Source organism: Polynucleobacter sp. 15G-AUS-farblos (assembly GCF_018882445.1).
Classification (GTDB): Bacteria; Pseudomonadota; Gammaproteobacteria; order Burkholderiales; family Burkholderiaceae; genus Polynucleobacter.
Genome location: NZ_JACVOM010000002.1, coordinates 244442 through 270399, shown reverse-complemented (window position 1 = coordinate 270399; position 25958 = coordinate 244442). Strand labels below are relative to the sequence as shown.

Annotated in this window: 21 protein-coding genes and 1 tRNA gene; 16 read left to right on the top strand and 6 right to left on the bottom strand. The window is 45.5% G+C overall.

Annotation, left to right across the window (positions count from 1 at the left end; translation table 11 throughout):
* Positions 1–40 precede the first annotated feature (40 nt).
* The gene (gene cphA, locus ICN41_RS04630; protein WP_216291641.1) at positions 41–2611 is read right to left on the bottom strand and encodes a cyanophycin synthetase; all 2571 of its coding nucleotides are present in this window, start codon (positions 2609–2611) and stop codon (positions 41–43) included.
* Positions 2612–4804: a cyanophycin synthetase gene (gene cphA / locus ICN41_RS04625; RefSeq protein ID WP_216291640.1), complete on the bottom strand. Its 2193-nt coding sequence runs from the start codon at positions 4802–4804 to the stop codon at positions 2612–2614.
* A gap of 202 nt (positions 4805–5006) precedes the next feature.
* On the opposite strand from cphA (ICN41_RS04625), the gene ICN41_RS04620 reads away from it, so the two are divergent.
* The 11 genes from ICN41_RS04620 to ICN41_RS04570 all read left to right on the top strand — a co-directional run bounded on the left by ICN41_RS04620 (position 5007) and on the right by ICN41_RS04570 (position 16355).
* On the top strand, positions 5007–7349 hold the full coding sequence (locus ICN41_RS04620; protein WP_216291639.1) for an ABC transporter ATP-binding protein: 2343 nt from the start codon (positions 5007–5009) through the stop codon (positions 7347–7349).
* Positions 7346–7813 carry a DUF1854 domain-containing protein gene (locus tag ICN41_RS04615; protein ID WP_216291638.1) on the top strand — a complete coding sequence of 156 codons (468 nt, stop codon included), beginning with the start codon at positions 7346–7348 and terminating at the stop codon, positions 7811–7813. Before ICN41_RS04620 ends, ICN41_RS04615 begins: the two co-directional genes overlap by 4 nt.
* Positions 7814–7828: 15 nt before the next feature.
* A tRNA-Thr gene (locus ICN41_RS04610) sits at positions 7829–7904 on the top strand.
* 316 nt (positions 7905–8220) lie between these two features.
* The gene (locus ICN41_RS04605; RefSeq protein ID WP_216291752.1) at positions 8221–9219 is read left to right on the top strand and encodes a tripartite tricarboxylate transporter substrate binding protein; all 999 of its coding nucleotides are present in this window, start codon (positions 8221–8223) and stop codon (positions 9217–9219) included.
* An 86-nt stretch (positions 9220–9305) separates the two neighbouring features.
* On the top strand, positions 9306–9833 hold the full coding sequence (locus tag ICN41_RS04600; RefSeq protein WP_216291637.1) for a tripartite tricarboxylate transporter TctB family protein: 528 nt from the start codon (positions 9306–9308) through the stop codon (positions 9831–9833).
* Positions 9834–9875: 42 nt separating this feature from the next.
* On the top strand, positions 9876–11375 hold the full coding sequence (locus tag ICN41_RS04595; RefSeq protein WP_216291636.1) for a tripartite tricarboxylate transporter permease: 1500 nt from the start codon (positions 9876–9878) through the stop codon (positions 11373–11375).
* A 92-nt stretch (positions 11376–11467) separates the two neighbouring features.
* Positions 11468–11839 (top strand): DUF2946 domain-containing protein, encoded by a 372-nt coding sequence (locus ICN41_RS04590; RefSeq protein ID WP_216291635.1) that lies wholly within the window; start codon positions 11468–11470, stop codon positions 11837–11839.
* A gap of 70 nt (positions 11840–11909) precedes the next feature.
* Complete coding sequence (locus tag ICN41_RS04585; protein WP_216291634.1) at positions 11910–14099, top strand: TonB-dependent receptor; 2190 nt, start codon at positions 11910–11912, stop codon at positions 14097–14099.
* Positions 14100–14101: 2 nt separating this feature from the next.
* Entirely contained in the window at positions 14102–15355 is a 1254-nt protein-coding gene (locus tag ICN41_RS04580; protein WP_216291633.1) for a sialidase family protein, read from the top strand.
* A 2-nt stretch (positions 15356–15357) separates the two neighbouring features.
* Positions 15358–15828 carry a TlpA disulfide reductase family protein gene (locus ICN41_RS04575; protein WP_216291632.1) on the top strand — a complete coding sequence of 157 codons (471 nt, stop codon included), beginning with the start codon at positions 15358–15360 and terminating at the stop codon, positions 15826–15828.
* A gap of 32 nt (positions 15829–15860) precedes the next feature.
* Positions 15861–16355, top strand: coding sequence for a copper chaperone PCu(A)C (locus ICN41_RS04570; protein ID WP_216291631.1), 495 nt, complete (start codon positions 15861–15863; stop codon positions 16353–16355).
* A gap of 85 nt (positions 16356–16440) precedes the next feature.
* On the opposite strand, the gene ilvD is transcribed toward ICN41_RS04570, so the two are convergent.
* Positions 16441–18132 carry a dihydroxy-acid dehydratase gene (gene ilvD / locus ICN41_RS04565; protein ID WP_216291630.1) on the bottom strand — a complete coding sequence of 564 codons (1692 nt, stop codon included), beginning with the start codon at positions 18130–18132 and terminating at the stop codon, positions 16441–16443.
* Between the two features lie 229 nt (positions 18133–18361).
* On the opposite strand from ilvD, the gene ICN41_RS04560 reads away from it, so the two are divergent.
* Positions 18362–18991 (top strand): response regulator transcription factor, encoded by a 630-nt coding sequence (locus ICN41_RS04560; protein WP_216291629.1) that lies wholly within the window; start codon positions 18362–18364, stop codon positions 18989–18991.
* Between the two features lie 79 nt (positions 18992–19070).
* Positions 19071–20126, top strand: a complete 1056-nt coding sequence (locus ICN41_RS04555; RefSeq protein ID WP_216291628.1) for a helix-turn-helix transcriptional regulator — start codon at positions 19071–19073, stop codon at positions 20124–20126.
* A 4-nt stretch (positions 20127–20130) separates the two neighbouring features.
* Here the strand turns inward: ICN41_RS04555 and ICN41_RS04550 are convergent, their stop codons facing one another.
* The 3 genes from ICN41_RS04550 to ppa form a co-directional block, all read right to left on the bottom strand.
* Entirely contained in the window at positions 20131–20469 is a 339-nt protein-coding gene (locus tag ICN41_RS04550; RefSeq protein WP_087910253.1) for a P-II family nitrogen regulator, read from the bottom strand.
* A 69-nt stretch (positions 20470–20538) separates the two neighbouring features.
* On the bottom strand, positions 20539–22158 hold the full coding sequence (locus ICN41_RS04545; protein WP_216291627.1) for an NAD+ synthase: 1620 nt from the start codon (positions 22156–22158) through the stop codon (positions 20539–20541).
* A 45-nt stretch (positions 22159–22203) separates the two neighbouring features.
* Positions 22204–22740, bottom strand: coding sequence for an inorganic diphosphatase (gene ppa / locus ICN41_RS04540; protein WP_216291626.1), 537 nt, complete (start codon positions 22738–22740; stop codon positions 22204–22206).
* Between the two features lie 172 nt (positions 22741–22912).
* Here ppa and ICN41_RS04535 point away from each other — a divergent pair, with 172 nt between their 5' ends.
* From ICN41_RS04535 to ICN41_RS04525, 3 genes are all read left to right on the top strand, one after another.
* Positions 22913–24973, top strand: a complete 2061-nt coding sequence (locus ICN41_RS04535) for a sodium-translocating pyrophosphatase (RefSeq protein WP_216291625.1) — start codon at positions 22913–22915, stop codon at positions 24971–24973.
* 351 nt (positions 24974–25324) lie between these two features.
* The gene (gene vapB, locus ICN41_RS04530) at positions 25325–25558 is read left to right on the top strand and encodes a type II toxin-antitoxin system VapB family antitoxin (RefSeq protein WP_216291624.1); all 234 of its coding nucleotides are present in this window, start codon (positions 25325–25327) and stop codon (positions 25556–25558) included.
* Entirely contained in the window at positions 25558–25956 is a 399-nt protein-coding gene (locus ICN41_RS04525; RefSeq protein ID WP_216291623.1) for a type II toxin-antitoxin system VapC family toxin, read from the top strand. Before vapB ends, ICN41_RS04525 begins: the two co-directional genes overlap by 1 nt.
* Positions 25957–25958 lie beyond the last annotated feature (2 nt).

Below are 25958 nucleotides of genomic sequence, written 5' to 3'. Positions count from 1 at the left end.
ATCGCTTGATTGGGTTTTTTGTTTGTAGGAGACGCCATTTCTAAGGTCTGACTTGCTGCTTGAGATAAGCCAACGATTCCTCTACTTGATCAATCAGAATGAGGCAGATTTCTCCGGCTGAAAGATCATTCAATGCGGTATCAATAGCCACAAACTCCCCATGAATCTCTTTAATGTTCTTTGCCTTTGTAGCTCCTACGAGACCTTCTTGTAAAAGCTTCAACACTTCACCATCTTCGCGGCCGCGTTGGCATGCATCTTGATACAAGATGACGTTATCAAATGAGTTACCCAGAATGCGAGTGAGATCGCGAATATCTTCATCGCGTCGGTCGCCTGCGCCACTAATCACCACGTGGCTCTTCTTGGGTTTCATAGCTTCAATGGCACTTGCTAAAGCACGCATAGCATCGGGGTTGTGTCCATAATCCGCAATGACGGTGGCACCCTTATGCTGGAACTGATTAAACCGTCCCGGTACAGAGTTAGGGCTGCTTTCAAAGCTATGCAAGCCTCTAGCAATCTTTTCTGCATCTAAGCCTAAAGCCCATGCCGCTCCAATTGCTGCCATGGCATTTTCAATCTGAAATCCTAAAACGCCATTTTGAGTCAGTGGAATTTCGCTGACAGGGAAGCGATACATTACACGTGAACCTTTGGATGCAACGATATAAGTGCCGTCAAAGTAGATCACTTTTTTATTCTTGGCACGATGTGCAGCAATCACAGGGTGATGCTGGTTCTGAGCGAAGAAGATCACGCGTCCAGCACATTTATCTCCCATTTTTGCCACTATCGGATCCGCTGCATTGAGAACGGCAGCGCCCGTAGGTGCTACGTTTTGCACAATCACGCGCTTGAGAATCGCCAAGTCTTCAACGCTGGTAATGTAATTTAGCCCTAAGTGATCACCTTCGCCGATATTGGTGACGACAGCCACTTCGCAGCGATCAAAGCCAAGACCTTCACGTAACATACCGCCACGTGCAGTTTCAAGAACGGCAGCATCAACATCTGGGTGCATCAATACATTACGCGCACTCTTAGGCCCACTACAATCACCAGTGTCAATCAAGCGATGATTAATGTAAACGCCATCAGTGCCAGTCATGCCCACGCGAAGGCCGGTCTCGCTGAGTAGGTGTGAAATCAAGCGGACGGTAGTCGTTTTGCCATTAGTGCCTGTAACTGCTACTACGGGAATGCGTCCATCTTCACCTGGAGGGAACATCATATTGATGATGTCTTCCCCAACTGGACGACTCTTGCCGTAAGACGGCTTTAAATGCATGCGTAGACCAGGAGCAGCATTGACTTCAACAATGCCACCGCCTTGTTGTTCTAGCGGCTTATAAATCGCTTCACACAGAATATCAACGCCAGCAATATCTAAACCAATCATCTGAGCGGCAGCAACAGCGCTTGCAGCAACATCTGGATGAACGTCATCTGTCACATCCGTTGCGGTACCGCCTGTACTGAGATTTGCGTTATTACGCAAGAGTACACGTTCACCAGTTTTAGGAACGTACTGTGGGCTCAAGCCTGAGCTAGCGAGGTGGGCTAAAGCAACATCATCAAACTGAATCTTGGTAAGTGCTGTAGCGTGTCCATCTCCACGTAATGGATTTTTGTTTTCGATTTCAACAAGCTCTGCAACCGTGTGGATACTGTCACCAACAACTTGTGCTGGTTCACGACGTGCAGCTGCAGAGAGCCGATTGCCAACTACCAATAAGCGATAGTCAGCACCAGGGAGGTAGCGTTCAACAATCGTTTCACGGCCAAAGGTCTGGGTAACTGCAAAACCTGCTCTTACTTTATCTTCGGTTTGGATGTTTGCTACCACCCCTTTGCCTTGATTGCCATCTTTGGGCTTGAGAACAATCGGACCACCAATTCTTTGGGCGGCACGCCAAGCATCATCAGCATTGGTAACTACTTCACCGATAGGAACCGATACACCAGCAGCTGCTAATAAATTTTTAGTGAGCTCTTTATCCTGAGCAATGGCTTCAGCAATCGCACTGGTATCGCTGGTTTCAGCAGCTTGTATGCGTTTTTGCTTACTACCCCAACCAAATTGCACCATGCTGCCCTCGGTCATGCGGCGGTAGGGGATGTTGCGTTGAACAGCCGCATCCACAATTGATCCTGTGCTAGGTCCAAGTCGGACATCTTCATACAGCGCTTCTAATTCTGAGAGGGCGGCTACCAAATCAAAAGGAGCATCATTAAGAGTTGATTGAATCAATGCGAACCCAAAGTCAAATGCCATGCGGCCAACTACCTCTTCTGTGTACTCCACTACCACTTGATGAACACCAACGTCTACGGTTTGCAAAGTGCGACTAAATGTCACTGGGCAACCCGCTTGTGCTTGCAATCCAAGTGCCGCATGTTCTAGAGCATGTGCAAGTGATAGCACTTCATTTTGTCCACCACGGCGCATGCTACCCAGCTGTGGAAAGCGTTCCCGAATTTTGTTTTCAAACTGGGGAATAGAGTCGATTGAGCGCTCTGACTCATCGCAGAAAACAATGGCTTCTAGGGCGGTATGGCGGCTCCATAAATTGGGTCCGCGCAACATACGAATACGGGTGATTTCCAATTAAGCCCCTGTTGCAGTGATGGTGTCGGTGACAAATGTTTCTACACCAGCTTCAATGACGTCAAATGGTATCTCAAGAGCCCAGGCTGTAGCAATGGCAGCTCCTAAATTTATTGTTTTCCAAGGATACGTTGCGGTGGCTTCTGAGTGATGTGGAACAGGGATGTTTTTCTGTTCAAGCTTGCCAGATTTGAGGGTGATTTGCTGTTTACCAATCAAGACTGCGCGACCACCATTTTGAGTATGGGTTTTAACAATATCCGATTCAGGATTTTCGCTAAAGAAGATCACCTCACCATCGCACAAATCAGCCATTTGCACGACCATTGGATCATCTGCATTTAATACGCCTACACCGGTGGGTAGTACTACGTCGATTTGCGTACGAACAATGCTAAAGACTTGATCTTCATCGTAGATGGCATATTGAGGAAAGTTTGCTTTGGGATCGACATTCAAAACAACGCCAACTTGGCAACGATCGTAGGCAAGTCCTTCAATTAACATTGAAAGGTGATTATTTTCAATCACAGCCGCTTCGACTGCGCGGTTCAATAAGGTGCGACGAGCATTTTCCCAATTAGATACATTGGTATTGGGGATGGCACGAGATCCAAAATACAGGCCTTTGCTACACGAGAGGCCAACGTACACATTGGTCAAGCGCAAAAAGTGCGCAACCATTTCAGCTACTGGTGTTTTACCTTTTTCGCCACAAATGCCAACAACCGGTATGCGGAATTCTGCCCCCGGTGGGAAAAGGTGGTTAGCAATTTCTTTACCAACAGGCTGGGCTTTGCCGCTGGCTGGTTTTAAGTGGAAGATTAAGCTAGGACCTGCATTGACCTCTACGATGGCTGCATTTTGTTCGGCCATCGGTTTACTAATGTCTTGAGCAACCAAATCAATGCCGGCAATATCCAGGCCAACAACTCGGGCTGCGAGTGCTACCTGACTAGCCACATCAGGATGTACTAGGTCAGTGACATCGAATGCAACATTGCCATTGCTTTGAATCAGCACCTTTTGATCAACAATCGGAATACTATCTCCAGTGAGTTTTTGCCGTGCAAGCTCCAACTCAACCGCAGAATCAATTCTCGCAGGATTGAGGGGGTGCTCTTCGGATGTACCGCGACGTGGGTCGGAATTAATTTGAAGATCAATTAATTCGCGCACGGAATGTTTGCCATCGCCAGTAATCCAAACACTTTCACCTTTAGCTGCAGCAACTACTTTGTTACCAACTACCAATATCCGATGCTCATCACCAACAATGTGACGCTCAACCAAAACCTCACTACCTTCATCGATAGCTACTGCATAAGCGGCTTCAATTTCTTGTTGAGTGTAGAGATTGATAAAGACGCCACGACCGTGATTACCATCAATGGGTTTAACGACTACAGGCAGACCGATCTCTTGGGCGGCATCCCATGCATCTTCAGGGCTGGTAACTGTTCTGCCTTCTGGAATAGGAACACCGGCGCTTGCAAGCAAGCTCTTCGTAAGATCTTTATCACGTGAAATTGTTTCTGAAATAGCACTAGTGTTATCGGTTTCGGCTGTCCAAATGCGGCGCTGTTTGGCGCCATAACCTAGTTGGACCAGATTTCCCTCAGAGAGTCGAATCGACGGAATGCCACGCTCTTCTGCCGCATTCACAATACAAGCAGTACTTGGGCCTAGTAGTAAATCATCTCCTAAGTCGCGCAGTTTTTCTACGATGTCATCTACTAGCGCTTGAGGTTCATGTGTATCTTGAGCTAAAGCCAAATAAAGGTCCCGTGCATATTTGAGGGCAGTGAGTGTGACCTCTTCATTATTTGCACTCACCATTACTTTGTAAACGCCACGACGATCACCATCGCGGGCTTTACCAAAGCCACCAGGAATACCGGCTAAGTTTTGTAACTCTAAGGTGAGATGTTCAAGAATATGTGCTGGCCATGTGCCTTCTTCAACACGCTTTAGAAATCCGCCTGCCTCTCCATAGCTGCAGCGATGTTCTTGAAGGCTGGGCAGCGCCTTTACTAAGCGATCGTAAAACCCTGGAATGAGATTCGAGGGATAGTCCTCCAGGTCACCGATATCGAGCCAAACTTCAATAACGGGATAGTAGGTCCACATATTAGGACCGCGCAGGTGCTTAACACTCAGAATCTCAATCGATTTATCTAGTAATTGGGGCATGGAATGAATTGCGGGGGTCGACGCCTTATTTGGCGATGACGCTTCGGACAGTCTCTCTGTTTCTAGTTGTTATTGAAAATCCATAAAATTAGCAAAAATACATAAAAAGCCCTACTTAGTTAATTTAACGTCTCCTCACCTCCTAAAGTTGACAGAGAGAATAAATCTAAAAAACCTAGCTCCCACTATACTTTTAGTGTCAATGAAGCCAGAAATCCTACCTTTTGCCCCTGTATTGCCCCTGTATTGGCAAACAGCATTGGCTACCTTGAAATCCTTAGTTCCTAGTCTAGAGGCACCATTAGCCTGGGTGGAATTGGATTTGGATGCGGATTTGCGTTTTGTAAAGAGTGTGCTTGTAATAACCGATCAAGGCTTAGTTTGGACCGATGGCGATAAAAGTGAGGTCTGGTCAATTGATCAGGGTGAGCGACTCCTTCATGGTGATCATGCAGGAGTAGGGCATCTCAAACTCGAGTCCTCTGATCGTTTGCTGAGGATTTGGTATTTCACCTTAGCGGTGAACCCACAAGTCCTACGCTTGCAATCCAGCTTTAAACAATTAAGCAAAGGAAACAAAGGCCAACAAGAAGAACAACTTGAGGTGAGTGAATACGATAAGCAAGTCTGCCCAGCCTGTTTGAGCCCCAAACCTGCTAATTCTGAGTCTTGTCCAACCTGTGATCCTGAGGACGACGTTCCTCCATCTACTTGGACTTTGTTTAAGTTATGGCGTTTTGCCCGTCCTTATAAAAAGCAACTTTTACTTGGTTTTGTATTAACGCTCCTCTCAACGGGCGCCACACTCATACCGCCTTATCTCACGATGCCTTTAATGGATCATGTACTCATTCCCTATGAGCGTGGCAATCCGATTGATTTTCATTTGGCAAGCATGTACTTATTTGCTTTATTTGGGGCTGCCATTGTTGCCTGGGGCTTAGGCTGGTGGAAAACCTATTTACTGGCTTTGGTTAGCGAACGAATTGGGGCTGATTTACGCAATACCACTTTTGAACATTTACTGAAGTTGTCGCTTGAGTATTTTGGCGGAAAACGTACAGGAGATTTAATTGCCCGTATTGGCGCTGAGACCGATCGCATCTGTGTTTTCTTATCTCTTTACGCTCTAGATTTTGCTACCGATGTATTGATGATTACGATGACGGCAGCGATCTTGTTTTCAATAGACCCGCTCTTAGCTCTGGTCACCTTGGCACCGTTGCCATTCATAGTCTGGATGATTCATATAGTACGGGATAAATTGCGTTTTGGTTTTGAAAAGATTGATCGTATTTGGTCAGAGGTCACCAATATCTTGGCTGATACGATTCCGGGCATTCGTGTTGTTAAAGCATTTGCTCAAGAAGATCGAGAACTAAAACGTTTTGTAGATTCGAATAAACACAATCTCCAAATCAATGACCGCGTCAATCGGGTTTGGGGTTTGTTCTCGCCTACAGTAACCCTGTTAACGGAAACAGGGTTGTTGGTAGTTTGGGGATTTGGTATTTGGCAGGTTGCGCATCAGAAGGTGACGGTAGGTGTGTTGATTGCCTTCCTCGCCTATATTGGTCGCTTCTATGTGCGCTTAGATTCTATGAGCCGAATTGTTTCGCATACTCAAAAAGCTGCTGCTGGGGCTAAACGTATTTTTGACATTCTGGATCATGTCTCCAGCGTTCCCGAACCAATCAATCCAGCGCCATTAGGCAAGGTGGAAGGTCGTATCTCTTTGCGTGGAGTTGGCTTTCGTTATGGCAACCGGTCAGTAACTAAAGGTATTGACTTAAATATCGCCCCAGGCGAAATGATTGGCTTAGTGGGTCATAGTGGATCAGGCAAGAGCACTCTGGTGAACCTGATATGTCGCTTCTACGATGTCAGCGCAGGATCTATATCCTTAGATGGGCGCGACATTCGCAGTATTGGAATTGCGGATTATCGTAAATGTATTGGTTTGGTATTGCAGGAGCCATTCTTATTCTTTGGCACGATTGCAGAAAACATTGCTTACGGTAAGCCGGATGCGAGTCGTGAAGAAATTATTGAGGCTGCGAGAGCTGCCCATGCGCATGAGTTTATTTTGAGACTTCCTCTGGGCTATGACTCCTTGGTGGGTGAACGTGGTCAATCCCTATCTGGTGGTGAGCGTCAACGAATCTCTATTGCCAGGGCGCTGCTCATTAATCCAAGCATCTTAATTTTGGACGAGGCGACTTCCTCAGTTGATACAACAACAGAAAAAGAAATCCAACGTGCCCTGGACAATTTAGTTAAAGGGCGCACTACCATTGCGATTGCGCATCGCTTGTCAACTCTTAGAAAAGCTGACCGATTGGTCGTTTTAGATAAAGGTGAGATTGTCGAGATTGGTTCGCATGAGCAGTTGATGGAAGCACAAGGTGCTTATTACACGCTATACCAAGCGCAGTTGCGGCATGCTGCAGAGTTGGTTGAGGGCGGTGCAATTGGTGAAAGTCTGGATGAGCGTGAAGAAGAAAAGCTTCAAGTGGTCGCTAAAACTATTGGGGGAGGCGTATGAGCAAACCTCATCAACTAGAGCGCGATGCATTAGGCCGATTGGTATTGATAGATAGCAACGGGTTGCGTCACGTGGGGATTCATCCTGTGCGGGCTTTTCCAATTACAGCCCCTGGCGCAGGTATTGGCATCATGAATCAAGAGGGTAAAGAGCTTTACTGGTACCCAGATATTGCCGCCATTCCTGAAGCCGAGTTAGGCTTAATAGAGGAGGAGTTGGCCGCTCGAGAGTTTATGCCCGTGATAGAAAAAATTACGCGTGTATCGACTTACGCAACGCCAAGTATTTGGGATATTGAAACGGATCGCGGCCCAACCCGCATTCGTCTTAAAGGCGAGGAAGATATTCGCAGAATTGCTGGCAATACTCTATTAATAGCGGATTCCAATGGCATGCAGTTCTTAATCAAAGACGCTACCGAGTTAGATAAAGTAAGTAAGAAACTCTTAGATCGTTTCCGCTAGAATTTACTCCTAGCTGCCGCTTTAGCTCAGTTGGTAGAGCAGTTCATTCGTAATGAAAAGGTCGCCAGTTCGATTCCGGCAAGCGGCACCAGAACTCAGTTACTTAAGGGGAAACCCTTACTACTTCACTCTCAATTTTTGATTGAATCTGAATAAATCCATTGCAACTCAAATGGTTATTTTCAGTGCATTAAATACAGTTTTAAATTGCAGATGAAGATACACTATCCCTTGTCTTTGGCTTGATTTATGGGGGTTTCTACTAGGTTGTAGAAGCGCTTGAGAAGCGATTTTGAAATTATTGATGTCAGTCAAGTTCTACTTTGACATCTTGTTTAAAAATCACTCTCACATTAGAAGAGCCAAAGTTAAATTGGCAAACCACTTTAGGAGGCATTTTTATGAAGATGAAGTTAAAAGGGGCATTGATTTCTACCGCCTTAGCCCTAGGAGTTACAGGAGCTGCTCCAGCATTTGCTGCATGGGAGCCAACTAAACCTGTTGAATTTATTATTCCTGCGGGCCCTGGTGGTGGTGCTGACCAGATGGCTCGAATGATTCAGGGAATTATTACTAAAAATAATTTAATGAAGCAAGCTGTTATCCCAGTTAACAAGGGAGCAGGTGCTGGCGCTGAAGGTTTCTTGGCAATGAAAGAAGCTAAAGGCGATCCAAATAAAATTGTGATTACGCTTTCTAACTTATTCACCACTCCTTTGGCGACTGGCGTTCCATTTAACTGGCAAGACATCACGCCAGTAGCGATGTTGGCTTTGGATCAATTCGTTTTGTGGGATAACACAGATAAACCTTACAAAACAGCTAAGGAATATATTGATGCTGCTAAAGCAGCTGGTCCAGGTAAATTCAAAATGGGCGGTACAGGCTCTAAATCTGAAGACCAAATCATTACTGTAGCGATTGAAAAGGCAACTGGTGCTAAGTTTACTTACATCCCATTTAAAGGGGGTGGCGACGTAGCGGTTCAGCTGGTTGGTAATCACATTGACTCTTCAGTGAACAATCCAATTGAAGCGGTTGCACAGTGGCGTGCCAATAAGTTGCGTGCATTGTGTGTGTTTGATGACACTCGTATGCCTTACAAAGAAAAGATCACTGATACGCAATCTTGGTATGACGTGCCAACCTGCAAGGAAGCTGGCGTGCCAACAGACTATGTCATGTTGCGCGGTATCTTCATGGCGCCAGGTGTGACTCAAGAGCAAGTTGATTTTTATATCGATTTGTTCAAAAAAGTACGTGCTACACCAGAGTGGAAAAAGTTCATGGCTGATGGCGCATTTAATCAGACATTCATGACTGGTAAAGAGTTCAGAAACTGGCTCACATTAAATGAAGCTTTGCATAAGCAGTTAATGACTGAAGCTGGTTTCTTGGCTAAGTAATTAGTGGGAAGTAATATAGGACCTCCAATTGGGGGTCCTATTTTTTAGGTAAGTGTATTAACAACTTTTATTAGCGAATAAAGCAAATGTCTGAACATACAAATAACTCAAATCAAGATTCAGCAATCAGTGTTAGAGCAATGGACATCATCACTGCGATTTTGTTCCTTGCGTTTGGCATCACCGTGATGGTGGGTAGCCTGAAGTTAGGTGCCAGTTGGGGTGCTGACGGCCCTGAAGCGGGATATTTCCCTTTTTATATTAGCTTGATCATTCTGCTTTCAAGCACAGTAACTCTCTATCAGGCTGCAATCGTTAACAAGAAAAAGAAAACAGAATCGTTTGTTGAGAGAGAGCCCTTGAAACAGGTGATGGCGGTATTGCTCCCGGCTATCGTGTTTGTTCTGGGTGTGCAATTAATTGGTATTTATGTTTCTTCAGCCCTTTACATTGCGATCTTTATGGTGTGGTTAGGAAAGTACGCTATTTGGAAGGCAGTAGCTGTATCTATTGGCGTCAGCATAGCCCTTTACCTCATGTTCGAATTCTGGTTCCAGGTTCCATTGCCACATGGCTCATGGATTAACCCGCTTGAGTTCATAGGCTTGAACTAAAAATATAACTATTAAAAAAGATTAGAAAAGAAGGAGTCTAAGTTGGAAGAAATTAACGCTCTATTCGGCGGCTTTGCCGTCGCAATGACACCCTTTAATTTATTGTTGATGATTGTTGGAGTAACACTAGGTGTCATCATCGGCGTTCTCCCGGGTCTTGGTGGTGCAAACGGAATTGCGATTTTGTTGCCATTAACCTTTACGATGCCACCGACTTCGGCCATCATCATGCTCTCTTGTATCTATTGGGGTGCTTTGTTTGGTGGTGCGATTACATCTATTCTCTTTAACATTCCAGGTGAACCCTGGTCTGTTGCGACCACCTTTGATGGCTATCCAATGGCCCGTAACGGTAAAGCAGGGGAGGCATTAACTGCCGCATTTACATCATCTTTCGTAGGCGCTTTCTTTGCGATTGTGATGATTACTTTCTTGGCGCCATTGGTTGCGAAGTTCGCACTTCAATTTGGCCCGCCCGAATTCTTCTCGGTCTACCTGCTGACCTTCTGTAGTTTTGTGGGTATGAATAAGGGATCGCCATTTAAGACTATCTCCGCCATGATGTTGGGCTTTGGCTTGGCTACTGTTGGTATGGATACAGTGACAGGTCAATTGCGCTTGACATTCGGTAACCCTGAATTAATGCGTGGCTTTGACTTCTTGATCGCGGTGATCGGTTTATTCGGTATCGGCGAGATTCTCTTGTCTATGGAAGAGGGCTTGGCTTTCCAAGGTGCTGCAGCGAAGATTCGCGGCAAAGTAGTTTGGGAAACTTGGAAGCAGTTACCTAAGTACTGGGCTACTTCATTACGCAGCTGCTTGATTGGTTGCTGGATGGGTATTACTCCAGGCGGTGCGACACCTGCATCTTTTATGGCGTATGGCGTAGCAAAACGTGTTTCCAATGAAGGTGACAAGTTTGGTACCGGCAAAATGGAAGGTATCGTTGCTCCAGAAACAGCAGCTCATGCTGCTGGTACTGCAGCGCTTCTGCCAATGTTGTCCTTAGGCATTCCTGGTTCACCAACTGCAGCCGTATTGCTCGGTGGCTTGTTGATCTGGGGTCTGCAACCTGGTCCTTTGCTTTTCGTAGAAAAGCCAGACTTTGTTTGGGGCTTGATCGCAAGTATGTACTTGGGTAACTTGGCCGGCTTGTTTGTTGTTTTAACTTGCGTGCCACTGTTTGCCTCAATCTTGAGAATTCCGTTCTCCATCATTGCACCAGTCATTATTGTGATTTGTGCGGTAGGTGCATACACCGTTCACAATGCCATGTTTGACGTTTGGTTGATGTTGGGCTTCGGGGTTTTGGGTTACATCTTCAAGAAACTCGACTACCCTATGGCACCAATGGTATTAGCCTTGGTATTGGGTGACCGTGCAGAAGATTCTTTCCGTCAATCCATGTTGTTCTCACAGGGAAGCTTAGATATCTTCTTCTCTAACCCATTGGTAGGCGGTATTACCTCTCTTGCATTGTTATTGCTCTTCTGGCCAATCATTGGCAAGGTGATCGGCAAGAAAAAGGTTGAAGCAGCATAAGTACATCGCTAGAAATAGTGATTTCACAGGAAAAGGGGGCGTAAGCCCCTTTTTTCATGCAAAAGTGAAAATTCCGATAAAATTCCCCAATCATGAATTTCCATAAAAATCGCCTCATTCACTGGATTGCTGCATTTGCAATTGCGATGAGTGCGCTTGCCCCTGCAGTTTCTCAGGCGGTCTCGCTTGCACAGCATGGCCAAGGTTTTGCGATGGAGATTTGTGCGGTTGATGGCAGCAAGTTGCAAATCAATGTGCAGAGTGATGAGCAGGAAGTGGCGGAGCAAGCTCAGCCATGTCCATATTGCGTAGCTCAAAATAGCATCACACCAGCCTTTAATACCAATCTAAAATTTGGGGCGCCGCAATCTTTTGCGCTCTTACCTCAGCTTTTTTATCAATCACCCAAGCCACTCGCTGTTTGGGTAACACCTCCTTCCGCAGCACCTCCAGCACAAGCCTAAAACGCGTTTAGGTCATCGCTTTGCGATGTAGTCGGCAACTTTGCTTGCCTGAATTTAATTGGAGCATTTCATGTCGTTTAAGCAAAAGAAAATCAGTGCCTGTATTGGCATATTGTTTGGGTCGCTTTGCATTGGAGCACAAGCTCAAATTGCGCCACCACCAGATTATGATCAGAAACTAAAAAGTGTGACCGTTTCGGCGACCCGTTCAGGCACACCTTTAGATGAAATTCCACTGAACACTACCATCCTCACTAAAGAAGCATTGGAAGTTTCACCTGATCAAACCATTGATCAGATACTGAAGAATGTGCCAGGCGTCATTCTGAATGACACGCCTTATTATCAAAAGGATCCAACGGGACAAAGCATTAACGTGCGGGGCTTGGGTAATGCCAGAACGTTAGTCTTAATTGATGGCTTGCCTGCCAATGATGCATTTTATGGAACAGTGCAGTGGAATTTAGTTCCAATGTCTGCGATTGATTCAGTAGAGTTTATTAGGGGTGGTGTATCCAGTCTGTGGGGCAACTACAGCATGGGAGGCGTTATCAATATCAAGACTAAAACCCCCGTCAATAGTCAGCAAGAAGCCTCTGCAAGTATAGGTTCATTTGGGACATACAACGTGGCCGCATCTAAAGATATTATTGCATCGGACAATCTTCAATTGAGACTCTCTGCGGACTATTTCAATACTGATGGTTATCAAAATATTTCCACTATTTCACCTGCGGCATCTAACAGCATTAGGAATGGTCAGGGTCCCGCTAGCTCTCACAATTCTAATTTCAGATTGCAGGGCTACTTCAAGGCAACTCAAGATACCAGCGGCTTCTTCCGTGCCGGCTATCACACCATGTCAGATTTATCCTCAGGCTATGCATTTGCTACTAATCTCAAACAAGATACCGATATTGCAGCCGGAACTACAACTAGGTTAGAGGATCGAGCCAGGTTAGATGCCAATCTCTTTTATTCAAATACTAATTTCAATAAGCAGAATGGCTCTACCACCAATACTAGATCTAATAACATTGCCGCAAATACTCCTTATATTAGTGCGAACTATAAAGATCCCTACAACACCGTAGGTGCATCAGCTCAGTACACCAAAGAGTTGACGGGGGTGATTAATCAATACCTGATTGGAGTTGATGCGAGAAATATTGCTGGATCTAATTTGACCAATAACTTAAACAACAATGGAACGGTATCCAATATAAATTACAGCGAGGGTCAACAAACATTTTTAGGATTAATGGGGCAAGTTAAGGCCAGGGCATCATCTATTCCTTTGGAAACAACTCTTGCCGCACGTGTTGATCAATGGAGCAGTCAAACACCGACAGCCTACAATACCGGGCCGAATGGCGCCAATCCTACATACCAAAATATCCCCAATCAAAGTAAAACTCAGTTAAGTCCTACCTTGGGATTTTTATACAAAGCCACAAGTAATTGGGATTTGAGGACTGCTGCCTATCAGGCTTTTCGTGCACCAGGGTTAAATAACACGCTGCGTTCATTCGGATCATCAAGCGGCTTCAGTTTTGCCAATCCAAATTTAACCCCTGAGACGATGATTGGTTACGAAGTTGGTACAGATTACCGCTGGAAGGGTGGTTTTGCTCAAGTAACTGCATTCAATAACTATATTCAAAATGCTGTTGCGACTTACAGCTTATCCGCACGAAGTTCTACAGATGTGGCCCTAGCAAAAAGCCTGTGTGGAGCTACTGGTAATCCATTGACTGGTACTGGTAATCGTGGCATTTGTAATTCCACCAATATTAGTTACTACACCAATAATCAAAACTTATTAAGCCAAGGTTTGGAGTTTCAGTTTCATCACGACATTAATTCAAAATGGGCGACGGATGCAAACTATGCATTCACTAGTACCAAGTTAACGATGAGCGCAACTAGCGATCCCACTGGTAAGCAGGTTGGTGGTGTGCCACAAAATATTTTGGGTGGCGGCATCACTTACTATCCCATTCCTGATGCAAGTTTTACGGCTACAGTGAGGTATGTGGGAAGTTCTTGGTTAAATACAGCGAATACACTGCCGGTTGCATCTTATGCAGTTGTGGGTTTACGTGCCAACTATCAAGCATCTAAAAACACCACTATTTATGCCTCAGCAGTGAACTTATTTAATCGCCAGTACAACACCTTTGGTACGGGTGGTAGCAATACCAGCTATGTTGTTGGCTCTCCACAGGCAATCAACGTAGGAGCACGTATCATCTTCTAATGATGCAGACACTCAATTCATTTCCTTTGATATCTTTAGTATCTAAAACCCTCTTGCTGGGGGTTTTAGGCGTTTGTCTCAATGCTTATGCGCAAATGGGTCACTCGAATCATTCAGAGAAAAGTGCGCCTACCAAGCTAAGCGCTACATGCCAAGGAACTGGGCTGGAGTGCGCTAATGCAGCTACTCCATTTTTGACTGCTGATGGCAAATTGCTATTGGCTTGGACGGCTAGTGGCGTTGTTTCTATTGCGAAATCTATAGATATGGGCAAATCCTTTGCTCCGGCTATCAGTATTGCGGAACATGGCAAAGCGCTGGATACAGGAAGTGATGCACGCCCACAAATTGTCTCTGACTCTAAAGGCAATGTCTTCTTAGCCTATGCTTTTTTTAAAGACTCACATTGGAATGCCCAAATTAACACTGCACGCTCTAGTGATGGAGGAAATACCTTTAGTACTCCGCAATCATTGGTACAGGATGGATCGAGTCAACGTTTTCCATCGGTATTGATAAAGTCTGATGATTCCATTTTTATTTCTTGGATTGATAAGCGTTTAGTCGCCGCAGCAAAACAAAAAGGCACACCTCGTCTTGGGGGATCGATTGCGTATTCCTCATCGTATGATGGGGGTAAAACTTTTCAGACTGAAAAATTTGCTAATGAGAGTAGTTGTGAATGTTGCCGAATTGGCGCTAGTCTGGATCCCAAAAATCAAGCAGTCATTGCCTATCGTGCAATTTTTCCTGGGGGCATTCGGGATCAGGCGACTCAATTGATCACCTCCAAAGGTGCTGAACCGATTCGCCGTGTTGCCGATGATGATTGGAAGACCGATGCTTGCCCTCATCATGGGCCTGCTATTGCCGTTTCTGGGTCTGGCAAATTCCATGTGGCATGGTTTACTCAGGGCACAAAGCGAGCTGGGGTGTTTTATGCCAATTCAAGCAATCAGGGTGTGAATTATTCGAATCCAGTTCGAATTGGTGCGGAGGGGGTTAGTGTTGCAAGACCTTATCTCTTGGCAATCGATCGTCAGGTTTGGTTAGTGTGGAAAGAATTTGATGGCACCGCTTCCTCGGTTTATCTTAAACACTCTCGGGATGATGGCATGAGTTGGACTGAGCCTAAGGTTCTTGCAAAGACGACAGCATATAGTGATCATCCTTTGTTGCTTCGTCAAGATCAAACGGTCTATTTATCCTGGCTTACCCGTGCAGATGGCTATCAACTTCTTAAAGTAGGACATTAGCGATGAATATATTCAAAAAATATTGCTTAGTCTGCGTACTAATGTTTATCACAGGCATTGCCGGGGCAGCTACGGCGACTTTAAAGCCTTATCAATCTGGTGATTGGTCGCGTTTAATCAAGACGGGAAATGGAGCGCCGATGGCAATTCATTTTTGGGGCGTCACTTGTCCAGCTTGCGTTAAGGAGATGCCCCAATGGGGGGCTTTTGTAAAGCGTAATCCTAATGCAAAGATTATCTTTATTCAGGTTGATGATGTGTCACCTGAGATGATGCAAAAGATGTTGAAGAAAGCCGGTCTAGAGAAGGCGAATAACTACTACATTGCATCCTCTTTTGATGAGCGTTTACGGTATGAAATAGACCCTCAGTGGTATGGAGAAACGCCTACAACTATATTCATTGATAAAAATGGTAGGGCGAGTCGAATATCAGGCCTAATCAATTTTCAAGATTTAGCAAATAAACTTTAAACTGACCCAAGATAAACCAAAGGAGTGACGATATGAAATCCAATGTACTGGTAACACTTTATGCCGCAATTGGTATTGCATTTAGTGGGGCAGCCTTAGCTCAAACTGCGGCTGCTGGAGCAATCAAAATTGAAAATGCCTACACCCGTGCTACGGTGCCTGGACAGCAAGTTGCTGGTGGGTTCATGAAGATTGAAAATAAAGGCGCTGCTGATCAATTGGTATCCGCAAGCTCACCAGCAGCAGGTGAAGTTCAGCTTCATGAGATGGCGATGGAAGGTAATGTGATGAAAATGCGCCAGGTGAAAGATATTGCAGTCCCAGCAGGAGGCGCAGTGGAATTAAAGCCAGGTGGATTGCATTTAATGTTTATGAATATCAAAGCACCTTTGGCTGCAGGTCAAACTGTGCCAGTGAAACTCAAGTTTGCCAAAGCGGGTGAAGTTGAAGTGAAGATGCCCGTGAATGCAATGGGTGGTCAGGGCGCTGGTCATGGTGCTGGTCATGGTGGAGCCATGAAGCACTAAGATTTGGATTTAGATTCAGCAGTAATACTGAGGTAATAAAAAAGCCCCTAATTTTACTTAGGGGCTTTTTCTTTGGCTAAACAACTTAGATTTTTAAATCTAAATCAGTAACCGCACCTTTGCTGGCGCTACTTGCAAGACTTGCGTATTTAGCAAGCAAGCCGCGGGTGTAGCGTGGCTTAGGTTGCACCCAAGCTGCGCGACGCTTGGCAATTTCTGCTTCATCCACGTTGAGTTGAATGAGAAGCTTGTGCGCATCGATCGTGACGGAGTCACCTTCATTAATGAGACCAATCACACCGCCTACATAAGCTTCAGGAGCGACGTGGCCAACCACCATGCCCCATGTGCCACCTGAGAAGCGACCATCCGTAATCAGGCCTACTGTCTCACCGAGACCCTGTCCTACTAGAGCAGAGGTAGGCGCAAGCATCTCGCGCATTCCAGGGCCACCTTTAGGGCCTTCATAACGAATCACCACGATGTCGCCATCCTTAATCTTCTGAGCCATGATCGCAGCCATCGCGTCATCTTCGGAATCAAATACGCGCGCTGGGCCAGTGATGGATGGGTTCTTGAGGCCGGTAATTTTGGCTACACATCCCTCAGGAGAGATATTGCCCTTCAAAATAGCTAAGTGACCTTGCTTATAGAGCGGGTTGTCCAAAGTACGAATCACTTTCTGATCTGCGCGTGGCACAGATGGGACATCTTTTAATACTTCGGCAATCGTTTTGCCAGTGATGGTCATGCAATCACCATGCAAGAGTCCGCCATCTAACAAAATCTTCATCACTTGTGGGATCCCACCAGCTTGATGAAGGTCAGTTGCAAGGTAAGTACCAGATGGTTTCATATCCACGATCACTGGTACGCGTTTACGAATGCGCTCAAAATCATCAATCGTCCAGTCGATTTCTGCAGCGCTTGTGATTGCCAAGAAATGCAATACGGCATTGGTAGATCCGCCAACTGCCATGATCACACTCACTGCATTCTCAATGGATTTCTTGGTAATGATGTCACGTGGACGCAAATTCTTTTTAATGGCTTCAACTAAGACGCGCGCTGATTCAGCAGCGCTAGCGACTTTCTCTGCATCTTCGTTTGCCATCGTAGAAGAGTAAGGCAGACTCATGCCTAAAGCCTCAAATGATGAGCTCATGGTGTTAGCTGTATACATGCCGCCACAAGAACCGCTGCCTGGGCAAGCGTGTTGCTCAACGCCCTTGAGATCTTCTTCACTCAGGCGTCCTGAAGTAAATTCTCCAACCGCTTCGAAAGCGGAAACAATATTGAGTTCTTTGCCTTTGTAGTGGCCCGGTTTAATCGTACCGCCGTAAACATAAATGCCTGGCACATTGGTGCGCGCTAATGCCATCATGCCACCTGGCATATTTTTGTCGCATCCACCGATTACCACTACACCGTCTTGCCAGAGTCCGTTAACGCAAACTTCAATACTATCGGCAATGACTTCGCGAGAGACGAGAGAGTATTTCATGCCCTCTGTACCCATGCCGATACCATCAGAAACAGTTGGCGTTCCAAATAATTGTGCTTTTGCGCCAGCTTCCTCCAATGCGCTTACAGCTGCATCAGCTAATTTCTGCAAGCCACTATTACAAGGAGTAATAGTGGAATGACCATTCGCAACACCAACCATTGGCTTAGAAAAGTCAGCCTCCTGATATCCCATGGCGTAATACATCGAGCGATTGGGAGCGCGAGCCACCCCTTCGGTGACCATGCGTGAGCGTTCATTGAGGCGTTTCATGCTTATTACTCCAGAAAAGATTTATTTCGAAAAGCTCTATTGTGCCGTGAGATCCTATAAAGAGATTGTTCTCTTGCGGGGATCACATTGCCCATAAGTTTTGTTGCATCGCAATATAAATAATGGTGAATTTGTTAATTTAACGGTTAACTATTAGCTTCCCAGCTAATAGCCTAGGCAATAGTACTGCAGTACATTAGTTCATCCATTACTTTTTCCTTTAAATTCAATGACTAAAGCTGGGCACTTATACCTAATTGATGATGATGACTCAATGCGTGCATCCCTCACCAGAATGCTGCGCGAAGTCGGTTATATAGTCGATGATTATGCTTCTGCCCTAGATTTCTTAGAGAAATCTGTTCCTGTATCTCCAGCTGTGATTTTGTTAGATATGCAAATGCCCGATATGACGGGCATCGATTTGCAAGAAAAGCTGATTCAACTGGGTCGAAAAACCCCAATTGTGTTTGTCAGTGGGCAAAGCCACCCTCATCAGATAGTGCAGGGCCTTAAAAAAGGGGCTGTGGACTTTTTATTCAAGCCTTTTAATCTAGAGGACATGCTTAAAGCGGTTGCTGATGCGATTGAGTTTGATCGACGGCAGCTAAAGCGCGTTTCAGTAGATATTGAGACCAAGCGGGAATACGAAAGCTTGACCCCCAGGGAGCGCGAGGTATGCACCTGGTTGGTTGAGGGCTTACTCAATAAAGATATAGCTGTTAAATTGGGAACTACTGACGCTACTATTAAAGTGCATAAAGCTCGCGTTATGAGCAAAATGCATGTAGATTCTGTACAGTCCTTGGTGAAAAAGTATCTAGAGTCAGATTTGGCTAATCACCCTTTAAATTGTTAGCTGCAAGGCCAATTACGTATGTACCATCTAGGAATTAATATCGATTCGGTGATTTTTCTCAAAACAAATTAAGCGCTCAGTGACTCAAGCCAACAAACTTCCTGATATTCGCAAAGAAGCTTTTAAAAAAGCCAGGGAAAGTGCTGGGCTGAGTACTCAAGAATTAGCATTGAAAGCATGTCTATCAAATCGTCAAATAGAGCAGCTTGAAAATGGTGAAATAGCTTCCTTTTATGGAGCTCAGATTAAATACACGGCTGCAAAAAAAGTAGCGGCATTACTCAAGCTCTCAGAAAAAGAGGCGTTTGATTTTGGTAGTGAGCCAACAGCGATAGACAAAGTTGCAATGGTGGAGGAGACGCCGCCAGTTGAAATCAATAAAACAAAAACAAATGCAGTAGAAACAAATGCAGTAGAAACAAATAAAGCAGATGTAGCTAAGGTAGAAGCAGTAAAGGTAGATAAACCAAAGGTAGAGTCAGCCCCTGTTATTTCCAAGCGAGATTTGGAGCTCGAGCTTCAGGATGTAGTAGTTGAGAAGAGCGTTGCAAAGCAAAGCACTGACTCAGGATCTCAAAAGAAATGGTTCTTGATACTGAGCTTGATCGCAGCAGTCATTTTCTCAATCGTTAATTTGCGCCCATTGTTTTCTCCTGAGGCAGCCAAGGAGGAGGTGGCTGTAACCACTCCATTGCCAGTAGACCCTGCGCCTGCTAACCCAGATCCTGCACCAGAAGAAAAAGCGAACGCTGCTGTTCCGGTAATGCCGCCAGTGGCTAGCGCAGCAGCGCCCTCATCAACGGATTGTCCTGCGATGGATTCAGCACCAGCGACCTACAGACCGGACGCTCCGAAAAAGGCGGCAGATATGGTTTATATGCAATCCAAGTCTGCGCAAATGGTGTGCGTCATTGATGCTTTAGGTAAGGTTCAGAATAAACAGCTCGAGCCCGGTGTTGGTGTGAGTGTTTACGGCAAGGCACCACTCAAGGTGTTAACTTCTGGCTTAGATCAGGTCGACTTGTACTTCCAGGGTGCCAAGGTGCGCCCAGCAAGTCTCAGTGGTAAAACGATTGTTTTGGAGGCGGCTGAATTGCCTCAGCCGCTTATCCCTACAGACTCTGGGTTACGTTAATAGATTAAACGGCCGATTCGTTCGTTTCGCCAGTGCGAATACGAATAACTTGCTCTACTGCAGTAACGAAAATCTTTCCGTCACCAATTTTTCCAGTGCGCGCAGCTTTGGTAATCGCTTCAATAGCGGCTTCCACACGGTCGCTAGGAACCACTGCTTCCACTTTGACCTTGGGTAAAAAGTCGACTACATACTCGGCACCGCGATAGAGTTCAGTGTGGCCTTTTTGACGACCGAAACCTTTAACTTCGGTTACGGTTAAGCCGGTAACGCCCACTTCAGCTAGTGCTTCACGAACTTCGTCAAGCTTGAACGGTTTAATGATTGATGTAATTAATTTCATTTATTCCCCCTAATACAGTAATCATACCTAGAACTGGATTTACTTTCCAAACTTGCTTATTTTGGGTTTTTAGGCCCTAAATTGCGAAGTGATCGGGTAACGCCAGTCGCGGCCAAAAGCCCTAGTGGTAACGCGTACCCCAGGAGGGGCCTGGCGCCGCTTATATTCATTGAGTTTAATCAGGCGTGTGACTTTTTCAACGCTTTCTGGATCGTATCCAGCCGCAATAATTTGGGCAATGGATTGGTTTTGCTCCATATAGCGTTCCACAATCCCATCCAACACCTCATAAGAAGGCAGACTGTCCTGATCGGTTTGATCGGGTCTGAGTTCAGCTGAAGGGGCGCGGGTCAAAATTCGTTCTGGAATGACGGGTGCAATTTGATTGCGATAGGCACACAAGCGGTAGACCAGGGTTTTTGCAATATCTTTAATCACAGCAAAACCACCGGCCATGTCTCCGTACAAGGTGCAGTAGCCCACAGCCATTTCACTTTTATTACCCGTAGTTAAAACCAATCGACCTGTTTTATTGGATAGGGCCATTAATAAAGTGCCCCGAACCCGCGCCTGAATATTTTCTTCGGTGGCATCTAGCTTTAAGCCTTTAAATTGTTCCGCTAAAGATTCTTCTAAAGCATCGACTGGGCCGCTAATCGGAATTTCATCGTATTGAACGCCTAGGTTTTGAGCGAGCTCGCGCGCATCAATCCAAGAAATATCAGCGGTATATCTTGAAGCCATCATCACCGCTCGTACCTTGTCGGCCCCAAGGGCATCGACAGCAATTGCGAGTACTAAAGCAGAATCAACACCGCCGGATAGACCAATAATGACTCCAGGAAAGCGATTTTTATTCACGTAATCTCGTACACCCAGGACCAGTGCTTGATAGGCCTGCGCCTCAACACTTTGGGGTGGAGTTATTAAACCTTTTTCTAATTGCCCGGATGCATCCATGCCAACAATGCCGAGTCCCACTTCAAACTGGGGCATGGCCATAACGACTTTGCCAAGACTGTTGAGTGCAAATGAGCCGCCATCAAAAACCAATTCATCTTGTCCGCCTACTGGATTGACATAGACCAAAGGCATCTTGGTGAGTGCAATGTGTTGGCGAAGGACTTCAATGCGTAAAGTCTCTTTTTTAAGATGGTAGGGTGAGGCATTGGGTACGAGTAGTACTTGAGCACCAGCAGCATGTGCTTGTGTTGCTGGCCCAGTATGCCAAGCATCCTCACACAAAATGAGGCCATAACGAATGCCTTCACATTCAAAAACACAAGCTTGATTGCCTGGTACAAAGTAGCGCACTTCATCAAAGACTTCGTGATTTGGCAATTCTTGTTTTGCATAAGCTGCAATGACTTTGCCACCACGCAATACGGAGGCATAGTTTTGCAAGCCGGCTGAAGTTTTCTTGGGATGACCCACAATGACAGTGAGATCTGCATGAGGCGCCAACTGCTGCATGAGTAAGGCAAGTTCTTGCTCGGCTGCCTCAATAAAAGCAGGGCGCAGCAATAAATCTTCTGGTGGGTAGCCTGTGAGCGAGAGCTCTGGCGTAATAACTAGCTTAGCGCCTTGAGAATAGGCGTCTAGCGCGGCCTTGTGAATGAGTTGCGCGTTTCCTGACAAATCCCCCAAGAGTGGGTTGATTTGGGCTAGGGCAATTTTTTGTGCGCTCACTCCGATTCACAATGCCTTTATTAACTAAAACGAATGCTCAATAAATTAAGCATGCTCTTTGTTGTAGCGCTCAATACCTTCCATGATTTCCTTATGAGCATCAGCAACGCCACCCCAACCGCTGACCTTCACCCATTTTCCTGGCTCGAGATCTTTGTAGTGCTCGAAGAAGTGTTGGATTTGGTTTAAGCGTAATGGGTTGATATCTTCTGGTTTTTGCCAGTGTGTATAGATTGGCAGAATCTTATCTTCAGGAACTGCCAACAACTTCGCATCTTGTCCGCCTTCATCTTCCATTTGCAGAACGCCAATAGCACGGCAACTCACTACAACACCTGGAATCAATGGGAATGGGGTAATCACGAGTACGTCAACGGGATCTCCGTCACCAGCGATCGTTTTATTGATATAGCCATAGTTACAGGGATAGTGCATCGCAGTACCCATAAATCGGTCAACGAAAATTGCGCCACTTTCTTTATCCACTTCATATTTGATTGGATCCGCATTCATTGGGATTTCAATAATGACGTTAAAGCTCTCTGGGATCTTTTTACCTGGCTTGACGTTGTCGAGACTCATAAATACTCCGATTAGTGATTAGTAAATACCCTGATCCTTACTAAGGGGCTCAGGGGTGATTCTGTTACATACTGATAAAGCTTAAAGACCCTAGTTTAAAGCTTTCGAAAACCGGGTCGACCTAAGCGCAATATAAACAAAACAAAAAAGATCAACTTTAGGGAGTTCAAGCATGAGTAATGTGACTTTAGGCTTGTATTTTGCCTTAGCCTGCGGTGTCCTGGCCGTGATTTACGGTTTTGTGATGCGCGGCTGGATTTTGAAGCAAAGTACTGGAAACGCCAAGATGCAAGAAATTGCAGAGGCTATTCAACAGGGGGCAGCGGCCTACCTATCTCGTCAATATAAAACCATCGCTATAGTCGGCGTCGTACTGACTATTTTGATGGCACTCTTTTTGGACTTTGCAACCGCCCTTGGGTTTGTAGTGGGCGCAGTGTTATCAGGTGCTTGTGGTTTTATTGGGATGAACGTGTCAGTTCGTGCCAATGTGCGCACTGCTGAAGCGGCCACTAAAGGTATGAACGAAGCATTGAACGTGGCCTTTAAAGGTGGCGCGATTACCGGCATGTTGGTAGTTGGCTTAGGGCTCCTTGGTGTTGGCTTGTTCTTTATGTTCCTGGTATCGATTGGTGCAGGTCAGGATCTTTCTGCCGTATTGCATCCCTTAATCGGTTTGGCTTTTGGTTCCTCATTGATTTCTATCTTTGCGCGTTTAGGTGGCGGTATCTTCACTAAAGGCGCTGATGTTGGTGCTGACTTAGTAGGTAAGGTTGAAGCCGGAATTCCGGAAGATGATCCACGCAATCCAGCAGTGATCGCAGACAACGTTGGCGATAACGTAGGCGACTGTGCTGGTATGGCGGCAGACTTATTTGAAACCTATGCTGTGACTTTGATTGCCACCATGGTGCTTGGCTCCTTGATGGTGACTGGTGCTCCAGTAGCGGCGATTGTTTATCCATTGGTACTGGGCGGTGTTTCTATTATTGCCTCCATCATTGGTTGCTCATTTGTTAAGGCAACACCAGGCATGAGAAACGTTATGCCAGCCTTGTATAAAGGTTTGATCATTGCAGGTGGTTTGTCATTGATTGCCTTCTACTTTGTGACCAACTTCATCATGCCTGATGATGCATTGGGTATTCCTGGAAGTCAGTGGCGCTTATTCGGATCCACAGTGGTTGGTCTCTTGCTGACTGCTGCTTTGGTATGGATTACGGAGTACTACACCGGTACCCAGTTCAAGCCAGTGCAACACATTGCTGAGGCTTCTACTAAAGGCCACGGCACTAACATCATTGCGGGCTTAGGTATTTCAATGAAGTCCACTGCTTATCCAGTGCTCTTTGTATGTGCCGCTATTTTTGCTGCTTACTGGTTAGCAGGTTTGTACGGTATTGCAATTGCAGCGACTGCTATGTTGTCCATGGCAGGTATCGTGGTTGCTTTAGATGCCTATGGCCCGATCACTGATAATGCAGGCGGTATTGCCGAGATGGCTGGCTTGCCACAATCTGTACGCGATATCACCGATCCTTTGGATGCAGTGGGCAATACAACTAAAGCAGTGACTAAAGGTTATGCAATTGGTTCTGCGGGTCTTGCATCCTTAGTGCTGTTTGCTGACTACACCCACGCATTAGAAGGCATTGGCCAACAAGTGTCCTTTGATCTCTCCAATCACATGGTGATCATTGGTCTATTTATCGGCGGCATGATTCCTTACTTGTTTGGTGCGATGGCAATGGAAGCGGTTGGTCGTTGTGCTGGCGCAGTAGTAGAAGAAGTGCGTCGTCAGTTCCGCGACATTCCAGGAATCATGGAAGGTACTGCGAAGCCTGAGTACGGCAAAGCAGTTGACATGCTGACATCGGCAGCCATTAAAGAAATGATCGTTCCATCACTTCTGCCTGTAGTTGCTCCGATCGTAGTTGGTCTTTTGTTAGGGCCTGCTGCATTGGGCGGCTTGTTAATGGGTACGATCGTGACCGGCTTGTTTGTAGCGATTTCGATGTGTACAGGTGGCGGTGCTTGGGATAACGCCAAGAAATATATCGAAGAAGGTAACTTCGGTGGCAAAGGTTCTGAAGCGCATAAAGCAGCAGTGACAGGTGACACTGTAGGCGACCCCTACAAAGATACCGCTGGTCCTGCAGTAAACCCACTCATTAAAATCATTAATATTGTGGCGCTGTTGATCGTGCCACTCTTGCCAGTGGTAAGTGGTTAAGAATTAACTGCATCAAATAAAAAGCCTAGTAATGCTAGGCTTTTTATTTACGGGTCTGAGATGGGCTCCAATGAGAGGATTATTATTTAGGTACGAGTGAAATTGAAATCATAAAATTCAGGTCGACCCAAGCAATACAACAACATTCCCCAAGTGGTTTGATAATAAATTTAAATTAGATGCAATTACTGAAGAGCAAATTGTGCAGCAAGAAAAGCAAGATGATCTGGAGTGGGAATGCTTCATTAATAATGCCTCCTAAATATGGATGCTGAGAGGGTTACTTTTTGGGGCTTGCATAGACATTTAATGCAATATACAATTGCTATATACACTGGGAGATGAATGATTATGGCTATTTCAACTGTTTTTACAAACAACCGGACTCAAGCCGTGAGATTGCCTGCTGAAATGCGGCTGCCAGAAAATGTTCGCAAGGTTAATGTTCGTGCAAAGGGTCGGGAGCGAATAATTGCCCCAATTGAAAACGTGTGGGACAACTATTTTTTGGGCGACGCTCGTGTAAGTGATGATTTTATGAATGAAAGAGGCCCTCAAGAGCAAAGTGATAGAGAGTCTCTCTAATGCTTAAGTACTTGCTAGATACTAATATTGTTATTTATGTAATGAAGCGAAAGCCGCTAGAAGTGCTTAAGGTCTTCAATAAAAACGCAAACCGAATGGCTATATCAACAATTACGTTGGCGGAGTTGATATATGGCGCAGAAAAGAGTCAGCAGGTTGAAAGTAATCTTAATAATATTGAAGACTTTGTAAGTCACTTAGAAGTTTTATCGTATGACATAAATGCAAGCCAGCATTATGGTCAAATCAAAGCATTCTTAGAGAGTAAAGGTAGGTCTATTGGAGTAAATGATATTCATATTGCGGCTCATGCCAGAAGTCATGGTTTAACCCTCGTAACAAATAATCTATCTGAATTTAAAAGAGTCCCTAATCTTGCTCTTGAAAATTGGGTTTAGAA